Genomic DNA, 19,962 nt, shown 5'->3' with positions numbered 1-19,962 from the left:
TCAGCGGGCGGGATTCAGCCGGGCCAGAACGACCTTGCCGCAGGCGTCGATGGAGGGGTATTCGTCGGTCTCGGTGATCTCGGAAAAGACCCCGTCGTAGGGAGAGCGGGACAGCCGGTGGTATTCGAGAAAATCCGCCGGAAGCGAGGTGGCCCCGGCCTCGACCAGACGGTTGACCACCCAGGCAGCCTCATCCTTGCGGTCGGCAAGCCCGTTCGGTCCCCGGTCGAGGTAGTACATCTCCACATCCAGACCGGGACCCGGTCCCTGAACCCAGACGCCCACGGGCACGTATTCCGGCACGGTGGCTTGCCGGTCGGCCATTATTGAGTCGATCATATAGCGCAGTTTCATGACCAGTCCTCCGCGATCCGGAGATGCTCGGTCAGAAGCTGGGCGTCGAGCCGGTGGAATCTTTCGGCGTTTTTCTGGCGGTAGGCGATCCAGCATTGCCAGTCCGCCGCGAGTTCGGGCTCCGAGACCGGCTCGATCATTTCGACATGGTGAATGCGGCCCAGGTCGTCGGTCATATCGACAATCAGCCAGCCTTCGACCTCCGTGTCGTCATGTTCGTCCGTCAGGGTATCTTCGACCCGGACATCCACCACCTTGATGGTGTGGGCGTGCTGGAAGCCCTCGTCGTAACCGAGCGCCTTCCACAACAGCCAGAAATCGGTGCGCAGATGGTTTCCAGCGGCGTCGAAATGGGGGGCGATCCGGGTGACGGTGAAGCTGTCCACCAGGGTGTCCAGAAAGAGATCCCCGGATTCTCTGACCGCCATGCGGCTGCCCCGGCTGTTGAACCAGTGCAGCGATTCCTGCAGCCGCCGTTTCTCCTGTTCGATAAAGTCCTTCATGGTCATTGTTTGCGTTTGCTCCAGCTTTGCGAGGTATGGACGATGTCCTCCACCTTGCGCCCGTCGGGCAGTTTCTTGATGCCACGCCGGGTGAAACTCTGGATGATCTCCCGGCGTTCGTTGTCGCTTCTGGCCACGATGAACTCGATGTTGTCCAGCAGCGTCACCGAGTATTTGAAGATGGTTTCGTTGCCATGGCGTTGCGAGAACCGCTTCCAATCATCGATGCTGGCTCCCCGGTTGCGCTGCACGTAGTCGTCGATCACCTTGCCGTAGGCGTCATGGTCATAGCTGATGGCGTCCATGCGCCGCAGCATCTGTTTCTTGAAGTAGAGGGCCGGTGAGGCGTCGCTGGCCGGTTGCTTCTTGATTCGGGTGAAGAAATAGCTCGCACCACCGGTCTGCATGTCGGCCACCGGGGACATTCCGCCCGGAGCCACGCCCATGCGCATCTTCTCGACCGTGCTGACCATGGCTCCGTTGTTTTCCATGATCGAGTCGATAAAGCCGGACATGCTCTCGCCGTTGGTCAGATCGTGGACCAGCGAGTAGCCCTTCATCTGTTTTTCAAGGTCCTCCTCGGTGATGTCGAACCGGAACTGGTGCCGGTATCCGCCCTTGGCGTCGCGGTCCAGAAAGCCCGCCTGGTATTCGCCCAGCGGGTTGTACCCGGAAAGCTGGGTGATGTCCTGGACACCCAGTTCCTTTTGCCAATAGCCGCGCAGAGCCTGAACCCGCTCGGTGGTGGTGGCGTTGCGGTCGTCGAGGGATTTCTGCAGCCGTTTGAAGTCGGCGCTCTTGTCGGTCTTGCGGATGTAGGCGAGCTTTTCGAGATACATCTGCTCGGCGTTTTCCGCCGTGGCCACCCGGGTATCGATGCCGAGCTGTTCGAGCTTTTCCAGCATCGCCTCGACCCGTCCGGGGGTGGCGTCGCCTTCCAGGATCATTTCCAGCTCGCCGCGCTGGGCATAGAGGTTGGTGTCCGACCAGGGGCGATAGCGGACCCGGGTGCCGTCCTCGAAGGTGACGGTGTACTGGTGTCCGTCCTGCATGCGGGAGTTGTGATTGAACAGCGCCCGATTGTCGATGTCGTCGGCCTCTACAGTGATGGTGCCGGAACCGATCCTGCGCTTGGTGTGGGTCACCTTGCCGCGCTCCACCTTAAACGGCGGTTTCTCCTTGGGTTTCTGCGCGTCGATCTTGGGCAGATACTGTTCGAAAACGCCATTGGTGGCCCGGTCCCAATCGACGGACTCCTCAATCTCCTTCACCCATTTCAGATAGTGGTCCGCCATCTCCTTGACCTTGGGGTCGGCGCTCTTCTGCAGGGTCTCCAGTTTCTTGCGCAGGCGCAGGGCCTTGTCGATCTTGGTCCGGTTGTACTTGCCGTCGCCCACGTGGAAGTTGACGTTTTTGACGGCGTCCAGAATCGTCGGAAAGAAGCTGTCTTCGACCAGCGGCTGTCCCTTTTCACCGGCCGCCGTCTGCACATACCTGCGCAGCACCTCGTCGATGCGGCGGTCGGTATCCGGCCGGATCTTCATCTTGACCACGGTGCGCTTCTTCCCCTTGAAGCTCTCGGTGAAGATCAGCGCGTTCTGGTCTTCCACGTCGCCGCTGTCGAAGGGCAGCGTCTTGCCCTGCCAGCCGAGCTTGCGGGCCTCCTCGACCAGGGCTTCCTCTGTTGAGGAGAGCAGCTTTTTCTTGCCGGTGGCGGTACTCAGCTTGTCGAAACGGAACCCCCGATCCCCCAGCACATCGGCGTAATAACCCTCGAAGTCCCGCCGGAGATTGTGTTTCCGCTCCAGGGCCTGATCGTAGAAATGCCGCAGCCCGGCCGGGTTCTTGGCGAACCGTCCCTCGGCGTAGGGTCGCAACAGATCGAGGTAATCCTCGTCGGCGATCTTTTCGACCTCCTGGATGTAGCGAAGGGTCGCGTTCGGATCGACCCGTACCTTCCCTTCCTTGGCCGCCCGGAAGACCTTGTTGTAAAACGGCTCTTCCTCGCCGCAGACGCCGTTGGGGTGATAGTCGAGCGAGAGCTTGTCCTGGCCCAGAAACTTGAAGGCCTGGCCTTTGTCGATGCCGTAGACGCGACCGTCCCGGGCACGAATGAACTGCTTGGAATGTCCGTCGTGATTGGCGATCAGCCAGTCGACCACATGCTCGCGCTGGATCTGCTCCAGTTCGATGGTGGTCAGATCCTGGGGCAGGATGTTGCGAAAATCGAAGTCTTCCCGCAGATCGGTGCGCCATTTCTGGATGGAGCCGGTGCGGCCGTTCAATTGGATGGTGCGCACCTCGATGGAATGGGGGTCGATCAAGCGGCCGATCTTGTAAGCGGCTTCCTCTCCGAAGGCGATGAACTCATCGTCCTTGCGGCCATGAGGCTTGAACAGCCATTTGTCGCCGTTTTCATCGGTCCAGAACTCCTTTTCATGTGCGCCGCCGACAGCGGCCTTGCCGGTTTTCTTGAACTTCGAAGGCAGACCCTTCTGCTGCCACGCGGTATCGACGGTGGCGAACTCTGCGCCTTTCTTGCCGATCTTGGGCTCGGGCGGCTTGACCGGCATCGGCTGCGGAGCCGGTTTCGGTGGCTCTTTCTTCGGTGTGGCGGGCTTGGCCGGTGCGGTTTTCTTTTTGCCGCCATGCTTTTCGGCCCAGGCGGCGTGCTTGGTGTCGATGCTGGCCTGAACCGCTTTGATTTTCGCCGGGTCGGTCTCGGTGAAGAGCGTGGTCAGTTCGTCTTTGTTGGCCCACTGCCAATACTGGACCTTGGTCTCCTTGGCGAGCGTCTTGAGCTCCGCCGATTTCAGTTTGCCGACCTGATCTTGGAAGAGCTGTTTCTTGAGGGCGATTTCCTTGCTGTGAGCCGCAAGCAGTTCCTGGGGCAAATCGGTGCCGCCAGAAACCGCCTGTTCCGCCTTGGCAATCGCGTCGAGGAAATCCTTGTAGCCGCTCGGCGTGTCGGGAACGACGACGGCCTTGGCGGCGTCCTCGAGGGCCGTTTTCTGTTTCAGGATCAGCTTCTGCTTGGCCTCGTCGACCGCCTTTTTCTTGACCGACTCGGCCATGTCGGCACCAGCCTTCTTCTGCAGCGCCTCGACGAGCTGCTGCTTGTTCTTGAGGATGCCGATGCCGTGCTTCTGTTTGGCCGCCGCGAGTTCCTTGCCCATCAGGCCGCTGTGATCCACGCCGGGCTCCAGCTTGTCCAGCAGCTCGATGGTCTCCTGCTTGGTCATGTTGAGGGAGATGCCGTTCTCCTTCGCCATCTCCTTGAGCTGCTGGGCGGTCATGCCATCCAGCCCCTCGGCGGGAGGGATCTTCGCCATCTGGGCTGCGAGCAGCTTGGCCTGTTTGAGTTCCGCCTGTTTCAGTCCGAGCAGCTCGACCAGTTCTTCCTTGGTCCGCAGCAGGCCGATCTTGTGTTCCTTGAGCTTGGCGCTGAGCGCCGCTCCGGCCAGGTCACCGTGATCGATCCCGGGTTCGGCCAGGTCGAGCAGCTTGATGAAATCGGCCTTGGTCCGGGCAATGGCCACGCCGTTCTGTTTCGCCAGGGTCTGGAGCTGTTTAACCGTCAGCGAGCCGAGGTCGGCAATGTCGCCGTTTTCAAAGGCGCTTTTGAGCTTGGCGTTCTCCTTGGCCTGGGCGTCGGCCATGCCTTCCAGCACGTGGGGCGGGAGAATGCAGGCGTCCCCCTGCGATGCCTGTGCGGCGGCCTTGGCGGCCATCTCGCTGCCGCAGACGGTCATCGGCCACGCCACGATGTTGGTGCAGCGGCAGTGCGGATGCGCGGGTTGCTGGGGGAACTTGTCGATTAGAAAGGTCTTGCCGTCCAGGCCACCGCAGACCGGGCACATCCGTTCATCCTCCATGGCCAGCCATTCCAGCTTCTGGATGCCGACCCGCTCGTGGAACTTGAGCCTTCCCATGTTGTGGGCGCGGAGGACCTCGGTGCGGGCGATCATCTCCATGCGGTACTGCGCCTTGCTGAACACCCGGCTTCCGGCCTGGCGAAAGGAGTCCTTGTCGATGATCACCTTGCCCATGTCCCGGACGATGTCGTCGGCTCCCTTGCCCGTGGCGACGCCGTTCAGGATGGTGCGCTTGATGCCGTCTGCGAGTTCGCGGTGGACGTCACCGGCGAGTGTGAGGTTGTACTGCGCCATGAAGTCGAGGGCGTTGGTGTCGACGATGGTGAACACCTTGGTGGCCAACTTGTCGATGCCTTCGGGTTTGAGGTCGGCGTAGAACGGCAGCGCAGCGTCGGCGAGCTCTCCGATTCCCTGCTGGATGCCGTGCTTGAAGGAGTCCTTGGTCGTCTTGCGAAAGACCAGGGTCTGCTCCCGCTTGAGTCGTTTCATGGTGTCGTCGAGTTCGAGCTGGAGCTTTTCCAGCCCCTTGAGGGCGGCGAGCTTGTTGTCCGGCAGGGAGCCGAGGGAGCGGTACTGGAGAATGGCGCGGGCGACCTCGTCTTCGGCCTGTTTCAGCGCCTGGGTAAGCTGGGCCGTGACCTGGTCGTTGTAGCGGTTGCGGGCCGTCAGACTCTTCAGGGTGGCCGCTTGGATGCGCTGCTTGAGGTCCGACGGCATCAGCGGGGCTCCCGGCGGTCGATGAAACGACAGGCCGGGGCGTCGAAGGTGCGCTCGCTGTTGTGGACCCGGCAGTGGTTGGTGTCAGCAATGAAGTGGCTGCACTCGTCGCACACGGCAGCAATGCCGGTGGACTCCAGGTCGCCCGACCAGACTAATGCCGCCTCCGCCGTGGGTTCATCGTCCTCGGCCGGAATCCCGAGCATCTTCCGAGCACGAGGCACGCTGAGGATGCCGGAGACGACCATGTCCACCACCGGCTTCACCTGTTTCTCGTCCATCAGGTCGATCTGTTTGCGTTCGGTCTCGCGGTTGGCGGCCTCAATGTCCGGGTCCAGGTCCATCTTGAGCTGGAGGCTGGAGCGGCTAATGAGTTTGCGGTCGTAGAGTTCGATGAGGAGCTTCTTGAAATCGACCGCGTCGCTGGGGTCGAGGTCGTTGAAGATGAACTGGATGCTCTTGTCGCCGTGGCCGTTCAGTTCCATCCAGTCGTCGAACACCCAGTCGAGGAGCTTGCGAGCGGCCTGTTTGATCTCGCGGATCATGACCATCATCTTCTGCATGCTCACTGAGGCAGTGGCGAAATTCGGACCATCGCCGGTCACCAGCGAGCGTGACAGCCCCAGGGCCACCACGATGTCTTCTTTCACCTCCTTGACCTTGTCCTCGACGTTGAGGACCTGTCCGTCGGTGCCGTGGGTTTCGACATTGACGTAGAACGGGACCACCAGGCCGCTTTTCATGTCCATCTTGTTGACCATGTCGCGGACCTGTTCGAGCATCCGCTGGTCCGGCATCACCATCTTCTGGCCGAACGCGCCGCCCACCTTGAGCAGGCGGAACGGCGTGGCCCAGCGCTTGGCGATGGCCTGTTCGGCCCGGCGGTAGTCGCGCAGCAGTTCGATGGCTTGAAAAGCGGGAAGCACAAGGGAGTTGCCCCGGGGCGAGAAGGCCGGTGCGTCCCATTTGAGGTGGACCACCTGCTCGACGGGCAGCGGAATGGATTCGCCGCCGCCCGGTGTGTCCTCGGGAAATTGCCGGGCCTCGATCAGCTCGCCCTGGGCGTATTTGACCTTGACCGAAACCGGGTTGACGCAGACCAGCTCCTCGATGTCCTGACCGGACTTGGTGAAGCGTTTGAAGCCGATGGCGTCGCCTTTCACCAGGAGCTGAAGAACCATGTCCTTGATGAACTGCGAGACGTTCAGCCGCCAGGCGGCCTCCAGGGCCTGTTCCTTGAGGGTCTCGTCATCGCTGGTGATCTTGATCTCGTCGCCCACGGCGAAGGTGCGCCAGGAGTTGACGCAGTTCTTCACCAGCGGCTCCTCGACATAGTATTCCCATGCCTTGCGGGCGCGTTCTTCCCAGGTGGCAGGAATCGCCTCGGCGGCGTTGACCTTGCTGAAGGCTGCCGAGTCGAGCGCGGCCGCAGCGGCCAGCGGCGCGATGACAAAGCCGGTGGTGTCCAGGCTTTCGGGTTGTTCGTCCTGATGGGCGGTGCTTTCCACGTGATCCTCTCGGTAGTTTCGGCCATGACAGCCGCACATCCGGCCCGTGTGGGCCGAATCCGGCTCGATGCCCGTTACTTACCGGAGCGGGGTGGAAAGCGTCGGAGGATGCGGTCAGATGAAGACCGGATTGGTGAGCACCGGCTTGAGCGAGACCACCTCTTCACCGACCGGGTCGAGGTTGCCTTCCTCCCGGATCAGCATGGCGCAGCGCACCGCGTCGATGATGTGGTCGTTGCCCTTGGAATAGATGATCTTGCCGTCCCGCAGGGTGTAGGTGTGGGTGGTGAACTGGTCTTCCACCTCCAGATCGTCCGAGGGGAAAATGAGCTGCTTGCGCTGCAGGGCTCCGTTGATGAGGCTGGTCATCAGTTCCTTGGTCCGCTTCTTGACTTCCTTGCCGTCGCGGACCGCCAGCCGGGTCATGCCGCCGAAGTCGTATCCCTTGAGCCTGCCTTCCAGCTCCAGCCCCTTGTACTTGTCCAGGGTGAGCAGCTCCTGGACCACGGCCAGGCCGTTGCCGCCGTTGTCCACGCCGATGCCCGCCGGGGTGTAGTAACGCTCCAGCAGCGCGATGATCTGGGCGATGTGCGGATAGGAAACGTGTTCGAGATGAACGCGCAGGATCATCTTCAGCAGCGTCCGCTCGCCGATCTCCAACTCCTGGAATACGACAATCTCGGTGGGATCGTTGGTGTAGCCCAGGTCGCCGCCGACCCAGAACTGACCGCTGCGGGGCGTGAGGTTAAGCAGCATCTCCAGCCGGTCATGGGCCGCTTCCTCGGTGTCGCAGTCGCGCATCTCAGAATCGGTGATGACGATCTTCTGGTACTCCAGCAGTTCCTGCCGACAGAGGTTGAACTGCTCGACATTGAATGCCCCATAGGATGGCTTACCGTGTTCACCGGCCACCTCGTGCTGCCAACCGGAGCTGTCACGGCCGCCGTAGAACTCCAGCAATTCGGCCTCGCGATCCTCGGTCCACAGGGGATTGAGCCAGGACGGCCAGCGGAACACATGGAACTGATCCGATGATGTGAGCCGGTAATAGGTGGTGTCGCGCAGGCCGTTGGGCGTTGAGTAGATGCGTAGCGTCCCCCCGGCCTTGAGGCACTGGCGCAGCGCCTTCCAAGCCCGTTCGGTCAGCCAGGCTCCTTCATCGACCCAGACGCGGCCCACGTGCAAGGACCGGAAGGCGTCGCCATAGGCCCCGGCCGGGCGGAAATAGAGCACCGAACCGTTGGTGAACTCCAGCCGGAAGTAGGGTTTGCGGTGGATCTTGGGCTTGCCGTACTTGGTCAGGGCAATGCTGTTCATCAGATCCGGGTTGGTGTCGAGCTGGAACTCGATCTCTTCGATGATGGTATCGAGGTGCCCCTGGTGCGGAGCCGCGATGAGGCCCTGGCCGCCTCGGGTGGTGAAGGCGTAATGGAGCGCGTCGGTCGAGAGCACGATGGACTTGCCCACGTCCCGGCCGTCGAGGTGGATGATGTTCTTGGCCGGGCAGCGCAGGTCCTCCACCTGATGCGGCCAGTAGTCGCGGCCTGAGCCATCCCGGTTGTAGAGGTAGGCTTGCCCCCACAACACGGGATCGCTCAGGGTCGCCGCAAGTTTGCGCTCCTTGTCGGTTACCGCCATCAGTGCATTCCCGTCCTCAAGGCGCTGCCGAGGATGGTGCCCACCAGTTCCGTCAGGATCTGCTGCACGGCCAGGGTGTTCTTCCGGTCGTGGACAGCCTCCTGAATGTCGATGATGGCCTGGTCCAACTCTGCCCAGGCCCGGTACTGCTGCTGGGCCGCTTCCAGACGGCCGAGGGCGTTCTCGATCCGTCCCGCCGCCAGTTCGGTGCCGATTTCAATCAGGGCTTCACCGGCCTGGCGAACGGCATCGCTGTTTTCCTGAAGGATCTCTTTCATTGGCCTGCCTCCTGGTTCGAGCCGTTGGCCCACTGGTCAAGGGCGTCCACGGCGGTCTGCAGGCGCAGACCGACTCCGGTCAGGCGCTCGGCGTCCGGGTGACCAACCTCGCGCAGCGCCTTGTTGGCCTCGGTCACATACTCGGGCGTGTGGCGGTTGACGGTGGCCACCGCCGACTGGATCTGGGCCGGTGGCCGGTAGGTGGCGCAGCCGGTCATGATTCCGGCCAGGGCCAGTGGGATGGTCCATTCGAGGGTCTTCTTCAACATGTTGATCTCCTTTGGGTTATGGGTTTGGGGTACATGCAGAAAGATTTCTGCAAACACTTGATTTCCAACGAAATAGAAGCGTCATTGGATGTGACGCGGGATGGTCCCGCATCCACGAAAACGGAACCGGAGGCAGGCCATGACCTACGACAGAAACCGCCAGCAGGCACTCAAGGCGTACCGAGAAAAGCAGGAGAACATCACCCGGCTGATAGAGGGCATTCGCGGCAAGCTCGAAGCGGACGCGAAGCAGCCGGACATCACCTGGGCGAGCGTCGGCTCCCTCGGTCACGTCGAGGAACTGCTGCGGGAGCTGGACGAGTTCCTGTCCTGAACACACCGGGCCACCGACAAAGGAGACATCGACATGACCGAATGCACCGTGCATCAAGCCGCCGAGGCTTTCATCGGCTACCTGCGGGAATCCGGAAAGAAAGAGCGGACCCTCTACACCTACCGGAAGGACCTCGACGTGGTTGAGGCCTTCTTCGGGGCGGATCGCCAGCTCACCGAGATCCGGCTTCCCCAGGTCGGAAAGTTCTACAAGTCCGACCTGCTGCTCAAACTCCCCGACGGCAAGGAGCGGGCTGAACGCACCGTCGCCAAGACCGTCCGGGTGTTCCGCATGATGATGGTCTGGGCCAGGGAATCTGGGCGCATCGAGGAGCTGCCGCTGCCCAAGAGCACACCCATGGGCCACAGCCGGGTGAAGGAGTCCAGCGATGAGCAACCGAACGGCTGACCTCGACCTGACGGGCGCGATAGAGGCGTTCTGTGCCCGCCTATCGGCCGAAGGACGCTCCCCGGCGACCATAGCCGCATACCGCCGGGACCTCGCCCTGGTGGCCCGCGTGGCCGGGGAGCTGGCCCCGGGTATCGTCTGTCGGGCGGTCACGGCCGGGCTCCTCGACCAGGTGTTCTCCGCCGGGGCGGTCACCGAGAGTGAGCGCGGCCCACGCTCGGCGGCCTCGCTCCATCGGATGAAGGCGGCGGTGCGAGCCTTTTTCGCCTGGGCCGCCGAGGCAGGCGTGGTCGATGACAATCCGGCCCGGTCTATCCGCATGCATCGGCTGCCGAGAAAGCTGCCGGTGTTCCTGACCGCCGCCGAAAAGAAACGACTGCTCAAGGAACTCAAGGGGCGGACCGATTTCTCCGCGCTGCGCGACCGCGCCATGATCGAGGTGCTACTGGGCACCGGGATCAGGCTTGGCGAGCTAGCCGCGCTCGACATGGATGACATCGACCTCGACGCCAAACATCTGCGGGTGCGGGCCAAGGGGAATGTACCGCAGGTCAAGTTCATCAAGACCGACCTCCGCACATTGCTGCGCCGTTACTTGGCCGAGCGCCGCCGACACGGCCGTCCGGAAATGGAAGCCTTGTTCCTGTCGAACCGGGACGGCAGACTCTGCCAGCGGCAGATAGCCAACCGGCTCGCTCACTGGCTGCGGAAAGCCGGGATCGAAAAGGAACTGACGCCGCACGGGATGCGGCATACCTTCGCCACCCACCTCTACGGCGCGACCAACGACCTACTCGTGGTGCAGCGGGCCTTGGGGCACCGGGACGTGTCCACCACCCAGATCTACACCCACCTCGTGGACGGTCAGCTCGAGGAAGCCCTCGAACGCCTCTGATCCTTCCGGACCCGACGATGGGAGCGGCCTCGGCTGCTCCTGTTTTCGTTGGGGAAGACAGTGTCGAAGACAGTGAATGACAGTGCCCGCAGAAGAACACATCCGCCGATGATGAATGATCATGACGATGGCCCGCTGCCTCCCGGACAGAGCGGGAAATATCGATTGACCGGAATTTCTCCTTCGCTGTCTTTCGGCGGCACATCGCTATAACTGCTTGGCTTGTGCGCTCCGGGCGCGGAACACACATGGCAATATCTGCTTGGCATGTGCGAGGGCCGTTGCCGAAGGAATGGCTGTTTGCGGGGCTTGGCCGGTTCTGCCTGGGGCACGATATGCCAATATTTACTTGGGTTGTGTGAGAGAGCTCCGGCGTGAACAGGCCAATATCTACTTGGCTTATGCGGCTCGGCTTATGCGCACACATGCCAAGCGGATATCGAGAGCTGCAGGAAGAAATCGAGGAGTGGAAATGATGATCAGCAGCCTGAGAATGCCGATTCCGAAAGTGCAAGGAACACGTCTTATCCGCAATTCCTGGTGAAGCTGTCTGCCGCAAGTCGCCGTGTGCCGGGGTCATCGGAAAAGCCCTCCATGGTGTTATCCGCAATTCTTTCCGTGTTTCTTGCGGCCGGAGGTTTTCGTGGCCGGGGCGTTGGCGGCCTCGGCCACCTTCTCGAGCAGCGCCGCCGCCCATTCCGCCGGAGAGGTCTGCGGGCCTTTCGGCTCCTCACCCTCACGGGCGATCTTGGTGGTCTTGAGATCCTTCATGTGGCAGCGGATCATCCGGTCGAGCTTTTCGGCGGCGTCCGTGTTCCCCTCGATCTGGGCGCGGACCAGCTTCACCGAGTAGACGCCCACCAGCTCCACCTGCAGGAAGTCGCTGGACTTGTTGAACTCGAAGTCCTGGTTCAGGCGGTCGATGATGGCGTCGAACATGACCTTCTCTTCCGGCGTCAGGCAGCGGTCGGCGAAGATGCCGTGACGTAGCCGGTTCTGGTTGCCCTCGGGCGCACCAGGCCCGCGCCGGGGCGGTTCGGTCTTGCCCTCGTTGCGGTGCCATCGGTCCAGCGTCTCTTTGTCCGGTTTGTTCAGTGCCACGTGGAAATCCTGCCGAATATTGTTTTCCCAAGCCGGGATGCGGGGCGGGAGGCCGATTTAGCCTCCAAACGCGCTCCCGCCGGTTCAGGGTTACTTACCGGAAGCGGCGGCCAACTGTCGGTCCCGGTCCTGTTTTCGTTCGGCGGCGATGATCTGGTTGACCCGGCGGGTGGTCACACCTGCGAGGTTGGAGATCTCCTGGCTGCTGATCCCCTGCAGATGAAGGGCAAGCACCAGGTCCCGGCGTTCCTTGTAGAAGCGGCTCGGTGCAGGGACCCAGAGAATTCCGGTGTAGTGCTTCTGGATCTGCTCGAACAGTTCCTCGGGCAGAACATCCTTGGCATTGGCGTAGCGTTTCTTTTTCTTCACGGCTCAATCCTCCACTTTCTTCATCCACGGCTGCGGCACGTCCGGGTTGTAGAACCGCAGCGTGCTGGGACGCCCGGACTTCGGCCCGTGGATAATTTCGATAAAACGCTCGGTGACCTCGCCAATCTCCTGATCGCCATCGACGAAGCAGACCAGGCCGTAGTCCTCGCCGCAGGGAAACCGGAACCGGCCCTGGTTCTGATAGAGGCGTGCCTCGGACCAACCCTTGGCCATGGCCTCCTCACTGATGACGTCGACCTTGGCGACAGCCTGGGAAGTCACCGGCTGCTTACATTTCCAAGCTTGGTTCCCGGGATAAATCCAGTCCTTTTTGGGAACTTCGACGGGTTTCTCCTGGGGCTCGGGACGAAGCGCGGGTGGCCGATAGTTCTTCTGGGAAAAGGACTGCAGGACCTCTTGAAGGCGTTCCTTGCCGAACTCCCGGATGGCCAGCTCCTGCAGGGCGTTGAATCGCTGCCGTAGGGTGTTCCAGGCATCCACGGGGAGCTTTCCGGCCTTGTGCGCGGCTTGGGCGGTGACCATGCGGGAACGTAGCCAGGCAAAGTATTCAGGCGACAAACGGCGACACAGCGTGCCGTTGACCTCCTTGTCTTCAGGCCAGTCGCGGGCGTCCTCGATCTCGTGAACGTCGAGCCCGGTGGAGACATAGATGGCGGGCTGCGGTGGTTGCGGTGGTAATGATGGGGTTTCACATCCGGCCGAGGCGTCCTGCCCTACGGCGGTGTGCTTGATCATGGTTTTCAGAAGGCTCATGGCTTCAGGCTCCAGAAATACGGGTTAATCGCTTTTCCCGTTACTTACCGGAGCAGCCCTGAAACCGTCGGAGACCTCCTGCTGCGGTGGATATCTGCGGTGGCTGCGGTGGTCGTGCGGTGGAAGGTTTTCTCGTCCCACCGCAGGGGGTTGTTCGTTGTTTGTTTATTGTTTTTCGATAGTTATGAAGAAAGAGAAGATAGAGTGCGGTGATTGCGGTGGTGTTTGGGGAATGTCTCTCACACTGGGCCGGAATTTCTCTGGCGGGGGACGCCGGGTTGGTGAGTCAAAAAAATATTTCAGCCCATAGGGGGTGAGACCTCTGGATTTACCACCGCATCCACCGCAAAGGCCATGAAGGCCTTGTCTGGTAAGGGTTTGGCGTGCGGTGGTCATCCACCGCAAGGGACAGCGGTGTTCACCGCACCACCGCAAAAGAAAAGGACGCCCGAGAGCGTCCTGGATGATTACGTCAGTATGGGGTGGAATCAGAGATTGGCGGTCTTGACGATCCGGTACTCGAAATTCTTGGTGTGAGCGTTGCGCTGCCGGTCGATGTCGAACCCGGCGTCCCGGATGACGTCCAGGTCGTTGCTGATGCGCCGACCGAGCTGGGCGGGCTTCTTGTATTCGAACTCGAGGTTGAATTCCCGGCCGACCCTGCGCAGCGCCGCGAGCAGTCGTCCCGCTGACACCGGCTCCATGGTGGTTTCGTTCTCGAACCTCACCTGGTAGCGTTCGATGAATCCCACCACGTGGTTTGCCCGGTCGTCCTCGCTGTAGCGGGCCTTCTCGTCCAGCTCCACCGCGTTTCGGTAGGCGTGGAAGAGCGACACCAGTGCCGTGGCGATGGGGTTCGACTCCCGCGCCATCTCCTGGCTGGTGTCGTTGATGGAATGAATCTGCTCGATAAACAGCGGGCTCAGATCCTCGAGTCCGGTGGTCACCTCGTGTTCCTCGGACCCGGCCAGCATCATCAGATACATCAGGCTGAGATAGTCGTTGCACCGGCGCTTGCCATGAGTCGGCATGGTTCGGTGTAGCAGGCGCATGACCTGTTTCTGGGCTCCCTCCCGGATCATTGCCAGCACATGGCTGGTCCGCTTCATGATGGCCGAGATGATCAGATCCCGGTTTTGCTGGATGGCGGAGATAACCTCCGATTCCAGAAAGCAGTCGCTGGCCTGGTTGGCGAGGTCGAAGTTGATGACAAAGGACCTCGACAGGATCTCCGAAAGTTCCCCGCACAGCGGCTCGATGCCGGTGGTGTTCAGCAGACACTTGGTCCGCTCGGTGATGGTCTCGCTGTCGGTGCCGCTCTTCCGTTTCTCCTTAGCGATGCCTGTGATGCTGGTCAGCATGAAAGTGGTCAGATCCTCGGTCATCTGCTTGACCTCGATGTTGTCGAGGACGATGAGCGGGTTCTGTGAGCCATCGGTGTAGTTCGCCGCGTCGGTGGCCTTCTTGTGCTGGGGCTCGCCGTAAAGCAATGTCGACGTGATCTTGCTGGCGGTGGTCTTGCCCGATCCGGCCGAGCCCTCGAAGCGGGTCATGGGCCGCGTTCCGGCAAAGTCGATCAGCAGGAAGCAGGAGAGCCAGGAAAGGATGAGAAAGCGATCCCCCTGCGGACAGGTCATGTTGCCCACCAGCAGATCGACCAGGAGCCGGTCCGCCTCTTCGAGGTCGGCGTCGGGCAGGAATTTCAGCGGTTTCATCTTCCGCGAGCCATCCAGGATGATGCCGTCCTCGTTGCCGCCGTTCTTCATGATCTGGATCTCGTCCGGGGTGATCTTGGCGATCTCGTGCTCCGGATTGTTCAGATTGAAATAGACGGTGTAGGAAGCCACATCGGTGTGCAGCCAGGAAAAATGGTCGCGCACCTGGCCACGGATCATGGCCAGGCTGGGCAGTACCTCGAAAAATGTCCGTCCGCCGTTGGATGTCGGCACCATGCCCGTGTGCTTGTAGAGCATGGCCGCGTAATGGCGCTTGCGACCCCGGTCCGGTGAATCCATCCAGTAGATGGCGTTGTCGAAATACATGAAAGGCTCGCCCTGCAGGGTGTGAAAGAACTGGGCACCGTTGGCGGTGAACCAGTCGTAGGCAGCCTCGGCGGCCAAGGTGTAGTCGGGAGCGCCGTTCTCCAGTTCCGTGTCGATTAGCACCTCGTCGACCCGGGCGCGGCACGATCCGGGCATCGCGCCGGACATCCGCTTGGCCTTCTTCTTTTCGTTACGGAACTCGACCTTGCGGTCCTTCTGAATGGCGCGGATCTGCTCTTTGAGGGTGGCCATCGAAACGCCACCACCGATGCGCTCCTGCACCAGCTTCAGCAGGCGGGCCTGTTCCAGCGGCGACTGCTCGGAAATCTCCCCCAGGATCGGTTCGAGTAGGCGGTTGCGTTCCTCCTCTTCAGCGCCCTCGGGCAGCGAGCGCACGCCGAACTCGATGGGCGTGCTGGCTTCGGCGAGCAGACGTTCGAAATCCTCCCGGGTATGCCCGGCGGCAATGTAATCGTTGACGTCGATCTTGGCGGTGGCGAGAAGCGCCTCGGCCGCCTGAATCTCTTCGGCGGGCCGTCCCGCCAGCAGCTTGGCCAGCTCCTTCGGCCCCACGCTCGCCGTCAGGCCGAAGCGTTCGGTCAGCTCCTGCCGGGCCGAGATCTGTGTCTCCGACAAGGGCAGCGTCACCAGGCGGGTGTCGATCTTGTGTTCGGCCAAGGTACGAGCAGTTTGCAGCGCCCCTTTGAGACCGGCCTGGGAAAGTTCGTTGTCCTGGCAGATGTAGACGGTTTCGACGCCGCGCAGCTTGGGGATCAGGCGCTCCCAATCGGCTGCCCGAATGCGGACGGTGACCGGCGATACGGTGGGCAAGCCCAATTGCATCAACGCCAGGCAATCGGTCACCCCCTCGGTGATGATTACCTTGCCGGGCCTGGCCAGCAGGCAGTCCTCGTTGAACAGCAGTGCGTTGTTGATGAAGTCGGCGACGTAGGGCCGCTGGTGTTCGTCGTGAACCGGCAGCTTCTTGTATTTCCCTTGCTCCCAGCCCACATCCGGGGTCCATGGCGTCTTGCGGCCGATCATAAACACCACCCGGCCACGGCTCCAGTATGGAAAGACGATCCGGCGCTCGAAGAATGGCGTCAGGCCGTCCTGGCTCGTGGGCTTGAAAGCGCCGGTCGCGGCAAGCTCACGCTTGAAGAAACCATCCTCGCCTCCGGTCAATTGGGCGACCGCGCCGGACGCATTGTCCGCATAGCCGATCAGGAGATCGTCGATGGTCTCCTCGCTCAGGGCATATTTGGATTTCAGCCAATCGAGGACCTCCGGCGACTCCTTGAGCCTGGCGTGGTAAAGCCTGGCCAGCGCGGTTAACGCGTCCTTGACCCGCAACTCGAAGGCGCGGTCCGCCTCTGTCTGAGCCAGACGCTCCTGGCTCAGGCCATAACGCGACAGCGGCGGCAAGCCCGCCTTCTTGGCGAGATAGTCCCGGGCTTGGCGGTGGCTGTCCGGCATCGGACCGGATTGACCGGCGGTGACCGAGCCCGTCTGAATGAACTCCACGAGCTGCAGCACATCGCCGCCGACCCCGCAGCCGAAGCAGTACCAGCCCTGTTTGTCGAGCATCACATGAAGCGATAGACGCGACTGGCTCTGATGGTTGGGGCAGTCGCACATCAAGCGCTGGCCGGTCTCCTGGGTGATCCGTCCCGGCAGGAGTTCCCGGGCCACGTCACCGATGTCCATCTCGGTGACGAGCCGGTAATACTCCCTGACGTTATCCGTTCCGCCCATGCTCATTCGGCCTCCGCGACACGGGCGAAATCGGCTTCCGCGTGTTGGGCGGCGTCCAGGAACAGGGGCAGAAAGGTCCGGCGGTCATCCACCTGGCACCGCTTGGCGCAGTTCTGAATGCCCCAATGGTCACCCAGGACAATGGCGGTGCGCCGGGCGCGGGTCACCCCGGTGTAGAGCAGATTGCGGTGGTGCATGAAGGAATGCGCCTTGTGAACCACCACCACGGCACAGGGGAACTCGGAACCCTGGGTTTTGTGGATGGTGAGCGCATAGGCGAGCTGCAGATCTTGCAGGTCGGGCGACCCTTTCTCCAGTTCCACCGGCATGCCGTCGAAGTCGATGACCAGGGTGCCGTTCGCGAGAACATCGACCACATAGCCGATGGCACCGTTCATCACGTTCAGGTCGTAATTGTTCCGGGTCTGGATGACCTTGTCGTGCTTGAGAAACGGTGCGCGGCGTCCCATGGCGACCGGCGGCACTTCGGTGTTCCAGAGCTTGCGCTGGATGAGCCGCTGCAGTTCCTCGTTCAATTCCTTGGTGCCGAGCGGCCCCTTGTGGGTCGGCGTCAGCACCTGCACGTCCTTGATGATGTCGAAACCCAGGGCATCGAGCCGCTCCTGAAACAACTCCAGCAGGAACGAGCGTGCCGCCATCGGGTCTGTGAACTGATCCACCAGATACCAATCCCGGCATCCGCCCACCGACGCCTCGCTGGTCTTGCGCACCTCGCCCTTGAGAACGGCGGTGCAGTTCTCCTTGAGGACACCAGCCTGACGCACGACCTTGTCGAGGATGACCGTGGGGATGGCGCGTGTCTGGATCAGATCGCGCAGGATGTTCCCTGGTCCCACCGGCGGAAGCTGGTTGTGGTCCCCGACCAGCAGCACCGTGGTCCGCGACAGATCGACCGCCTCGAACAAGTGCCATGCCAGGGGCACATCGACCATCGAAAACTCGTCGACCACCAGGACATCGGCATCGATGGGGTTCTCCTTGCTGCGGGAGAAACCCTTGCCGTCATAGCCGAGCAGACGGTGGATGGTGGTGCCGCTGCGACCGCTGACTTCCTCCAGGCGCTTGGCCGCCTTGCCGGTCGGCGCGGCGAGCACGACCTCCAGATCGCTCTCCTCGCAGATGGTGTTGATGACCGAAATGGTGTAGCTCTTGCCCGAACCGGCTCCACCCGAAATCAGGCTGATGCTGTGCTGGAGGGCCGAGCGCACCGCTTCGAGCTGCTTCTCGTTCAGCGTTGATGCGCAGCGCCGAATCAGGGCATCGAGCTTCTTGACGGACTGGAAATGAGGATTCGGTGTTTCGGCCTGGCTGAACAACGAGGCCAGCTCCCGCTCCATGCGGACGATCTCCGGCAGAGCGACCACGAAACGTCCGCCGTGGGAATCGCAGGAAAGCGCCTGTTCTTCGATGAGCGCGTCGAGGGCGCTCTCGATACGGACCCGGCTGTCCAAGGCATCCATGACCAGCAGCAGGTTGGCCTGATCCACCAGATCCTCGTATTCGATCCAGCAGTGACCATTGTCCAGGGCTTCACGGACGCAGAAATTCAACCCAGCGCGGATACGAGGGGTGTGGTCCTTGGGGGTGCCAAGCTTGCGGGCGATCTTGTCGACCTTCTTGAAGCCGAATCCCCGGATCTCCCGAATGAGGATGTACGGGTCTTCCTTCAGTATATCGAGGCAGTTGCCGCCGAGTCTTTCGACCAGGGTGGTGACCTGATGATGGGTCAGACCGAATGCCGACAGCCAGGCCATGACAGTGTTGACGCTGCGGTTCTTCAACCATTCGTCACGCAGCCGCCGGGCAGCATCCAAGGGCAGCCGGGCTTTGAGCGCGATACGCTCGGGGTCATTCAGAAGGGTTTCTTCAAAGGCCTCACCGAAACTCTCGACGATCAATCTGGCCTTGGCCGGACCAATGCCCTTGATCTCCGGATGGTTGGCCAGATAGTGGATCAGCCCCTCCGGATCGAGTTCGAGGTCGTGCTCCATCCCGTCGACCTTGAACTGACGGCCGTATTTGGGATGGGTGGCCCACGACCCGAGCAGGACCACAGGCTGATTTTCCCGGGCGAACAAATTGCCCGCGAACTGGACTTCCTCACCGGTCGGGGTGAGCAGTCGGCCTGCGGAGAACTTGGGTCCGGCATAGTATACGCGCTCTATTCTTCCCCGGAGTCGCGCCGGGTTACTCTCATTTCTTTTTGGCATCTCGCGATCCTCCGGTGAAAACGTGTCAGGTACTCCTCGACAAAACGGCAGGCGGCCTGCCGGTCCGAGCAGAAGTAGACGGGGACACCGAAGTCGACGACGATGGAGGCGACCGTTCCGATCAGCGCATGCGGGTGGGCATCGCTGCGGTAGCGGCCATCGACCAGATCGCGAAAGTTGCATTCGACAACCACGCAGGCGGATTCGTAGGCGGAGAGCTTTTCCAACTCGCGGTGAAACCGCTTTCGCCCCCGGATGACGGTGGAGACGAAATCCGTCAGGGATTTGCGCTCCACTGCCAACCGTTCCTCGAGGCCGACCAGTGAATAATCACCGGCGGGCAACGCCTTGCGAACCGCCGAAACCTTGTCGCTATCGAAGCTGTAGGGCTCCTGTTCGCGGGTGTCGACGACAACGGTGATCCGGTCCATCATCAGAACGGGATCATGTCATCCATCGCCGCGCCGGGAGCCCCGGCATCGTCGGCCATGACAATGCGACGGTTGAAGTAGATGTTCTCGTTTTCACCGCGAGTGCGCTTGGTCACCTCCAGCTTGATGTTGAGAAGCTGCTCGAGGTGGCCCGGCAGGTCGGAGAGCTTCTGAAGCTGCAGCCCGCAGGTGTAGAGGTCCTGCTTGAGCCACTTGATGTTCTCGTTGCTGGCCATGACGTTGTTGCGCCAGAGCAGACGCCCCTTGTGGGTCGGCGCGAGAATGCGCAGGGTCCACTTGAGCATGGGATTGCCCGAGGTCTGGGCGCGGGTCAGTTCGACCCGGTCGACGTTGACCTGGTACTTGCCGTCGGGAACGGCCTCGAACTCGCGTTCCTCGACTTCGGCGGTTTCGAAGGCGTCGTCGAACTGCGCCAGGTCGAGGTTGCTGTTGGATTGGTTTTCGTAGTGTTCCATGGTC

General features: G+C 61.6%; 17 protein-coding genes. 3 read left to right on the top strand and 14 right to left on the bottom strand.

Annotation, left to right across the window (positions count from 1 at the left end; all coding sequences use genetic code 11):
- The 7 genes from N909_RS0120265 to N909_RS0120235 form a co-directional block, all read right to left on the bottom strand.
- Complete coding sequence (locus N909_RS0120265; RefSeq protein WP_029917952.1) at positions 1-354, bottom strand: hypothetical protein; 354 nt, start codon at positions 352-354, stop codon at positions 1-3.
- Positions 351-863, bottom strand: coding sequence for a hypothetical protein (locus N909_RS0120260; protein ID WP_029917951.1), 513 nt, complete (start codon positions 861-863; stop codon positions 351-353). Before N909_RS0120260 ends, N909_RS0120265 begins: the two co-directional genes overlap by 4 nt.
- Complete coding sequence (locus N909_RS0120255; RefSeq protein ID WP_029917950.1) at positions 860-5,449, bottom strand: minor capsid protein; 4,590 nt, start codon at positions 5,447-5,449, stop codon at positions 860-862. The genes N909_RS0120260 and N909_RS0120255 overlap by 4 nt, the downstream gene beginning before the upstream one ends.
- Entirely contained in the window at positions 5,449-6,957 is a 1,509-nt protein-coding gene (locus N909_RS0120250) for a phage portal protein family protein (RefSeq protein WP_029917949.1), read from the bottom strand. Before N909_RS0120250 ends, N909_RS0120255 begins: the two co-directional genes overlap by 1 nt.
- Positions 6,958-7,071: 114 nt before the next feature.
- Entirely contained in the window at positions 7,072-8,595 is a 1,524-nt protein-coding gene (locus N909_RS0120245; protein WP_029917948.1) for a terminase large subunit domain-containing protein, read from the bottom strand.
- Positions 8,595-8,873, bottom strand: a complete 279-nt coding sequence (locus tag N909_RS0120240) for a hypothetical protein (protein WP_029917947.1) — start codon at positions 8,871-8,873, stop codon at positions 8,595-8,597. Before N909_RS0120240 ends, N909_RS0120245 begins: the two co-directional genes overlap by 1 nt.
- The gene (locus N909_RS0120235) at positions 8,870-9,199 is read right to left on the bottom strand and encodes a hypothetical protein (protein WP_245613644.1); all 330 of its coding nucleotides are present in this window, start codon (positions 9,197-9,199) and stop codon (positions 8,870-8,872) included. The genes N909_RS0120240 and N909_RS0120235 overlap by 4 nt, the downstream gene beginning before the upstream one ends.
- A gap of 82 nt (positions 9,200-9,281) precedes the next feature.
- Between N909_RS0120235 and N909_RS0120230 the strand changes: the two genes are divergently transcribed.
- The 3 genes from N909_RS0120230 to N909_RS0120220 are packed head-to-tail and all read left to right on the top strand — an operon-like array spanning position 9,282 to position 10,779.
- The gene (locus N909_RS0120230) at positions 9,282-9,476 is read left to right on the top strand and encodes a hypothetical protein (RefSeq protein WP_011367833.1); all 195 of its coding nucleotides are present in this window, start codon (positions 9,282-9,284) and stop codon (positions 9,474-9,476) included.
- Between the two features lie 33 nt (positions 9,477-9,509).
- Positions 9,510-9,884, top strand: a complete 375-nt coding sequence (locus N909_RS0120225; protein WP_029917945.1) for a hypothetical protein — start codon at positions 9,510-9,512, stop codon at positions 9,882-9,884.
- A complete protein-coding gene (locus N909_RS0120220) occupies positions 9,865-10,779 on the top strand; it encodes a tyrosine-type recombinase/integrase (RefSeq protein ID WP_029917944.1) in 915 nt (304 codons plus the stop codon). The genes N909_RS0120225 and N909_RS0120220 overlap by 20 nt, the downstream gene beginning before the upstream one ends.
- Positions 10,780-11,379: 600 nt before the next feature.
- On the opposite strand, the gene N909_RS0120215 is transcribed toward N909_RS0120220, so the two are convergent.
- The 7 genes from N909_RS0120215 to N909_RS0120185 all read right to left on the bottom strand — a co-directional run bounded on the left by N909_RS0120215 (position 11,380) and on the right by N909_RS0120185 (position 19,958).
- Positions 11,380-11,880, bottom strand: coding sequence for a hypothetical protein (locus N909_RS0120215; RefSeq protein ID WP_029917943.1), 501 nt, complete (start codon positions 11,878-11,880; stop codon positions 11,380-11,382).
- Between the two features lie 90 nt (positions 11,881-11,970).
- Positions 11,971-12,249 carry a hypothetical protein gene (locus N909_RS0120210; protein ID WP_029917942.1) on the bottom strand — a complete coding sequence of 93 codons (279 nt, stop codon included), beginning with the start codon at positions 12,247-12,249 and terminating at the stop codon, positions 11,971-11,973.
- A gap of 3 nt (positions 12,250-12,252) precedes the next feature.
- The gene (locus tag N909_RS0120205; protein WP_013219079.1) at positions 12,253-13,023 is read right to left on the bottom strand and encodes a hypothetical protein; all 771 of its coding nucleotides are present in this window, start codon (positions 13,021-13,023) and stop codon (positions 12,253-12,255) included.
- Between the two features lie 488 nt (positions 13,024-13,511).
- Entirely contained in the window at positions 13,512-16,826 is a 3,315-nt protein-coding gene (locus N909_RS0120200) for a CHC2 zinc finger domain-containing protein (protein ID WP_029917941.1), read from the bottom strand.
- Positions 16,823-19,051, bottom strand: coding sequence for an SF1B family DNA helicase RecD2 (gene recD2, locus N909_RS0120195; protein WP_029917940.1), 2,229 nt, complete (start codon positions 19,049-19,051; stop codon positions 16,823-16,825). Before recD2 ends, N909_RS0120200 begins: the two co-directional genes overlap by 4 nt.
- Positions 19,003-19,485, bottom strand: coding sequence for an ERCC4 domain-containing protein (locus N909_RS0120190; RefSeq protein WP_029917939.1), 483 nt, complete (start codon positions 19,483-19,485; stop codon positions 19,003-19,005). The genes recD2 and N909_RS0120190 overlap by 49 nt, the downstream gene beginning before the upstream one ends.
- The gene (locus N909_RS0120185) at positions 19,485-19,958 is read right to left on the bottom strand and encodes a DUF669 domain-containing protein (RefSeq protein WP_011367844.1); all 474 of its coding nucleotides are present in this window, start codon (positions 19,956-19,958) and stop codon (positions 19,485-19,487) included. Before N909_RS0120185 ends, N909_RS0120190 begins: the two co-directional genes overlap by 1 nt.
- Positions 19,959-19,962 lie beyond the last annotated feature (4 nt).

Origin of the sequence: Pelobacter seleniigenes DSM 18267, assembly GCF_000711225.1 — a bacterium.
Taxonomy (GTDB): domain Bacteria; phylum Desulfobacterota; class Desulfuromonadia; order Desulfuromonadales; family Geopsychrobacteraceae; genus Seleniibacterium; species Seleniibacterium seleniigenes.
The sequence above is the reverse complement of the archived record's forward strand: the minus strand, read 5'-3'. Positions and strand labels throughout refer to the sequence as shown.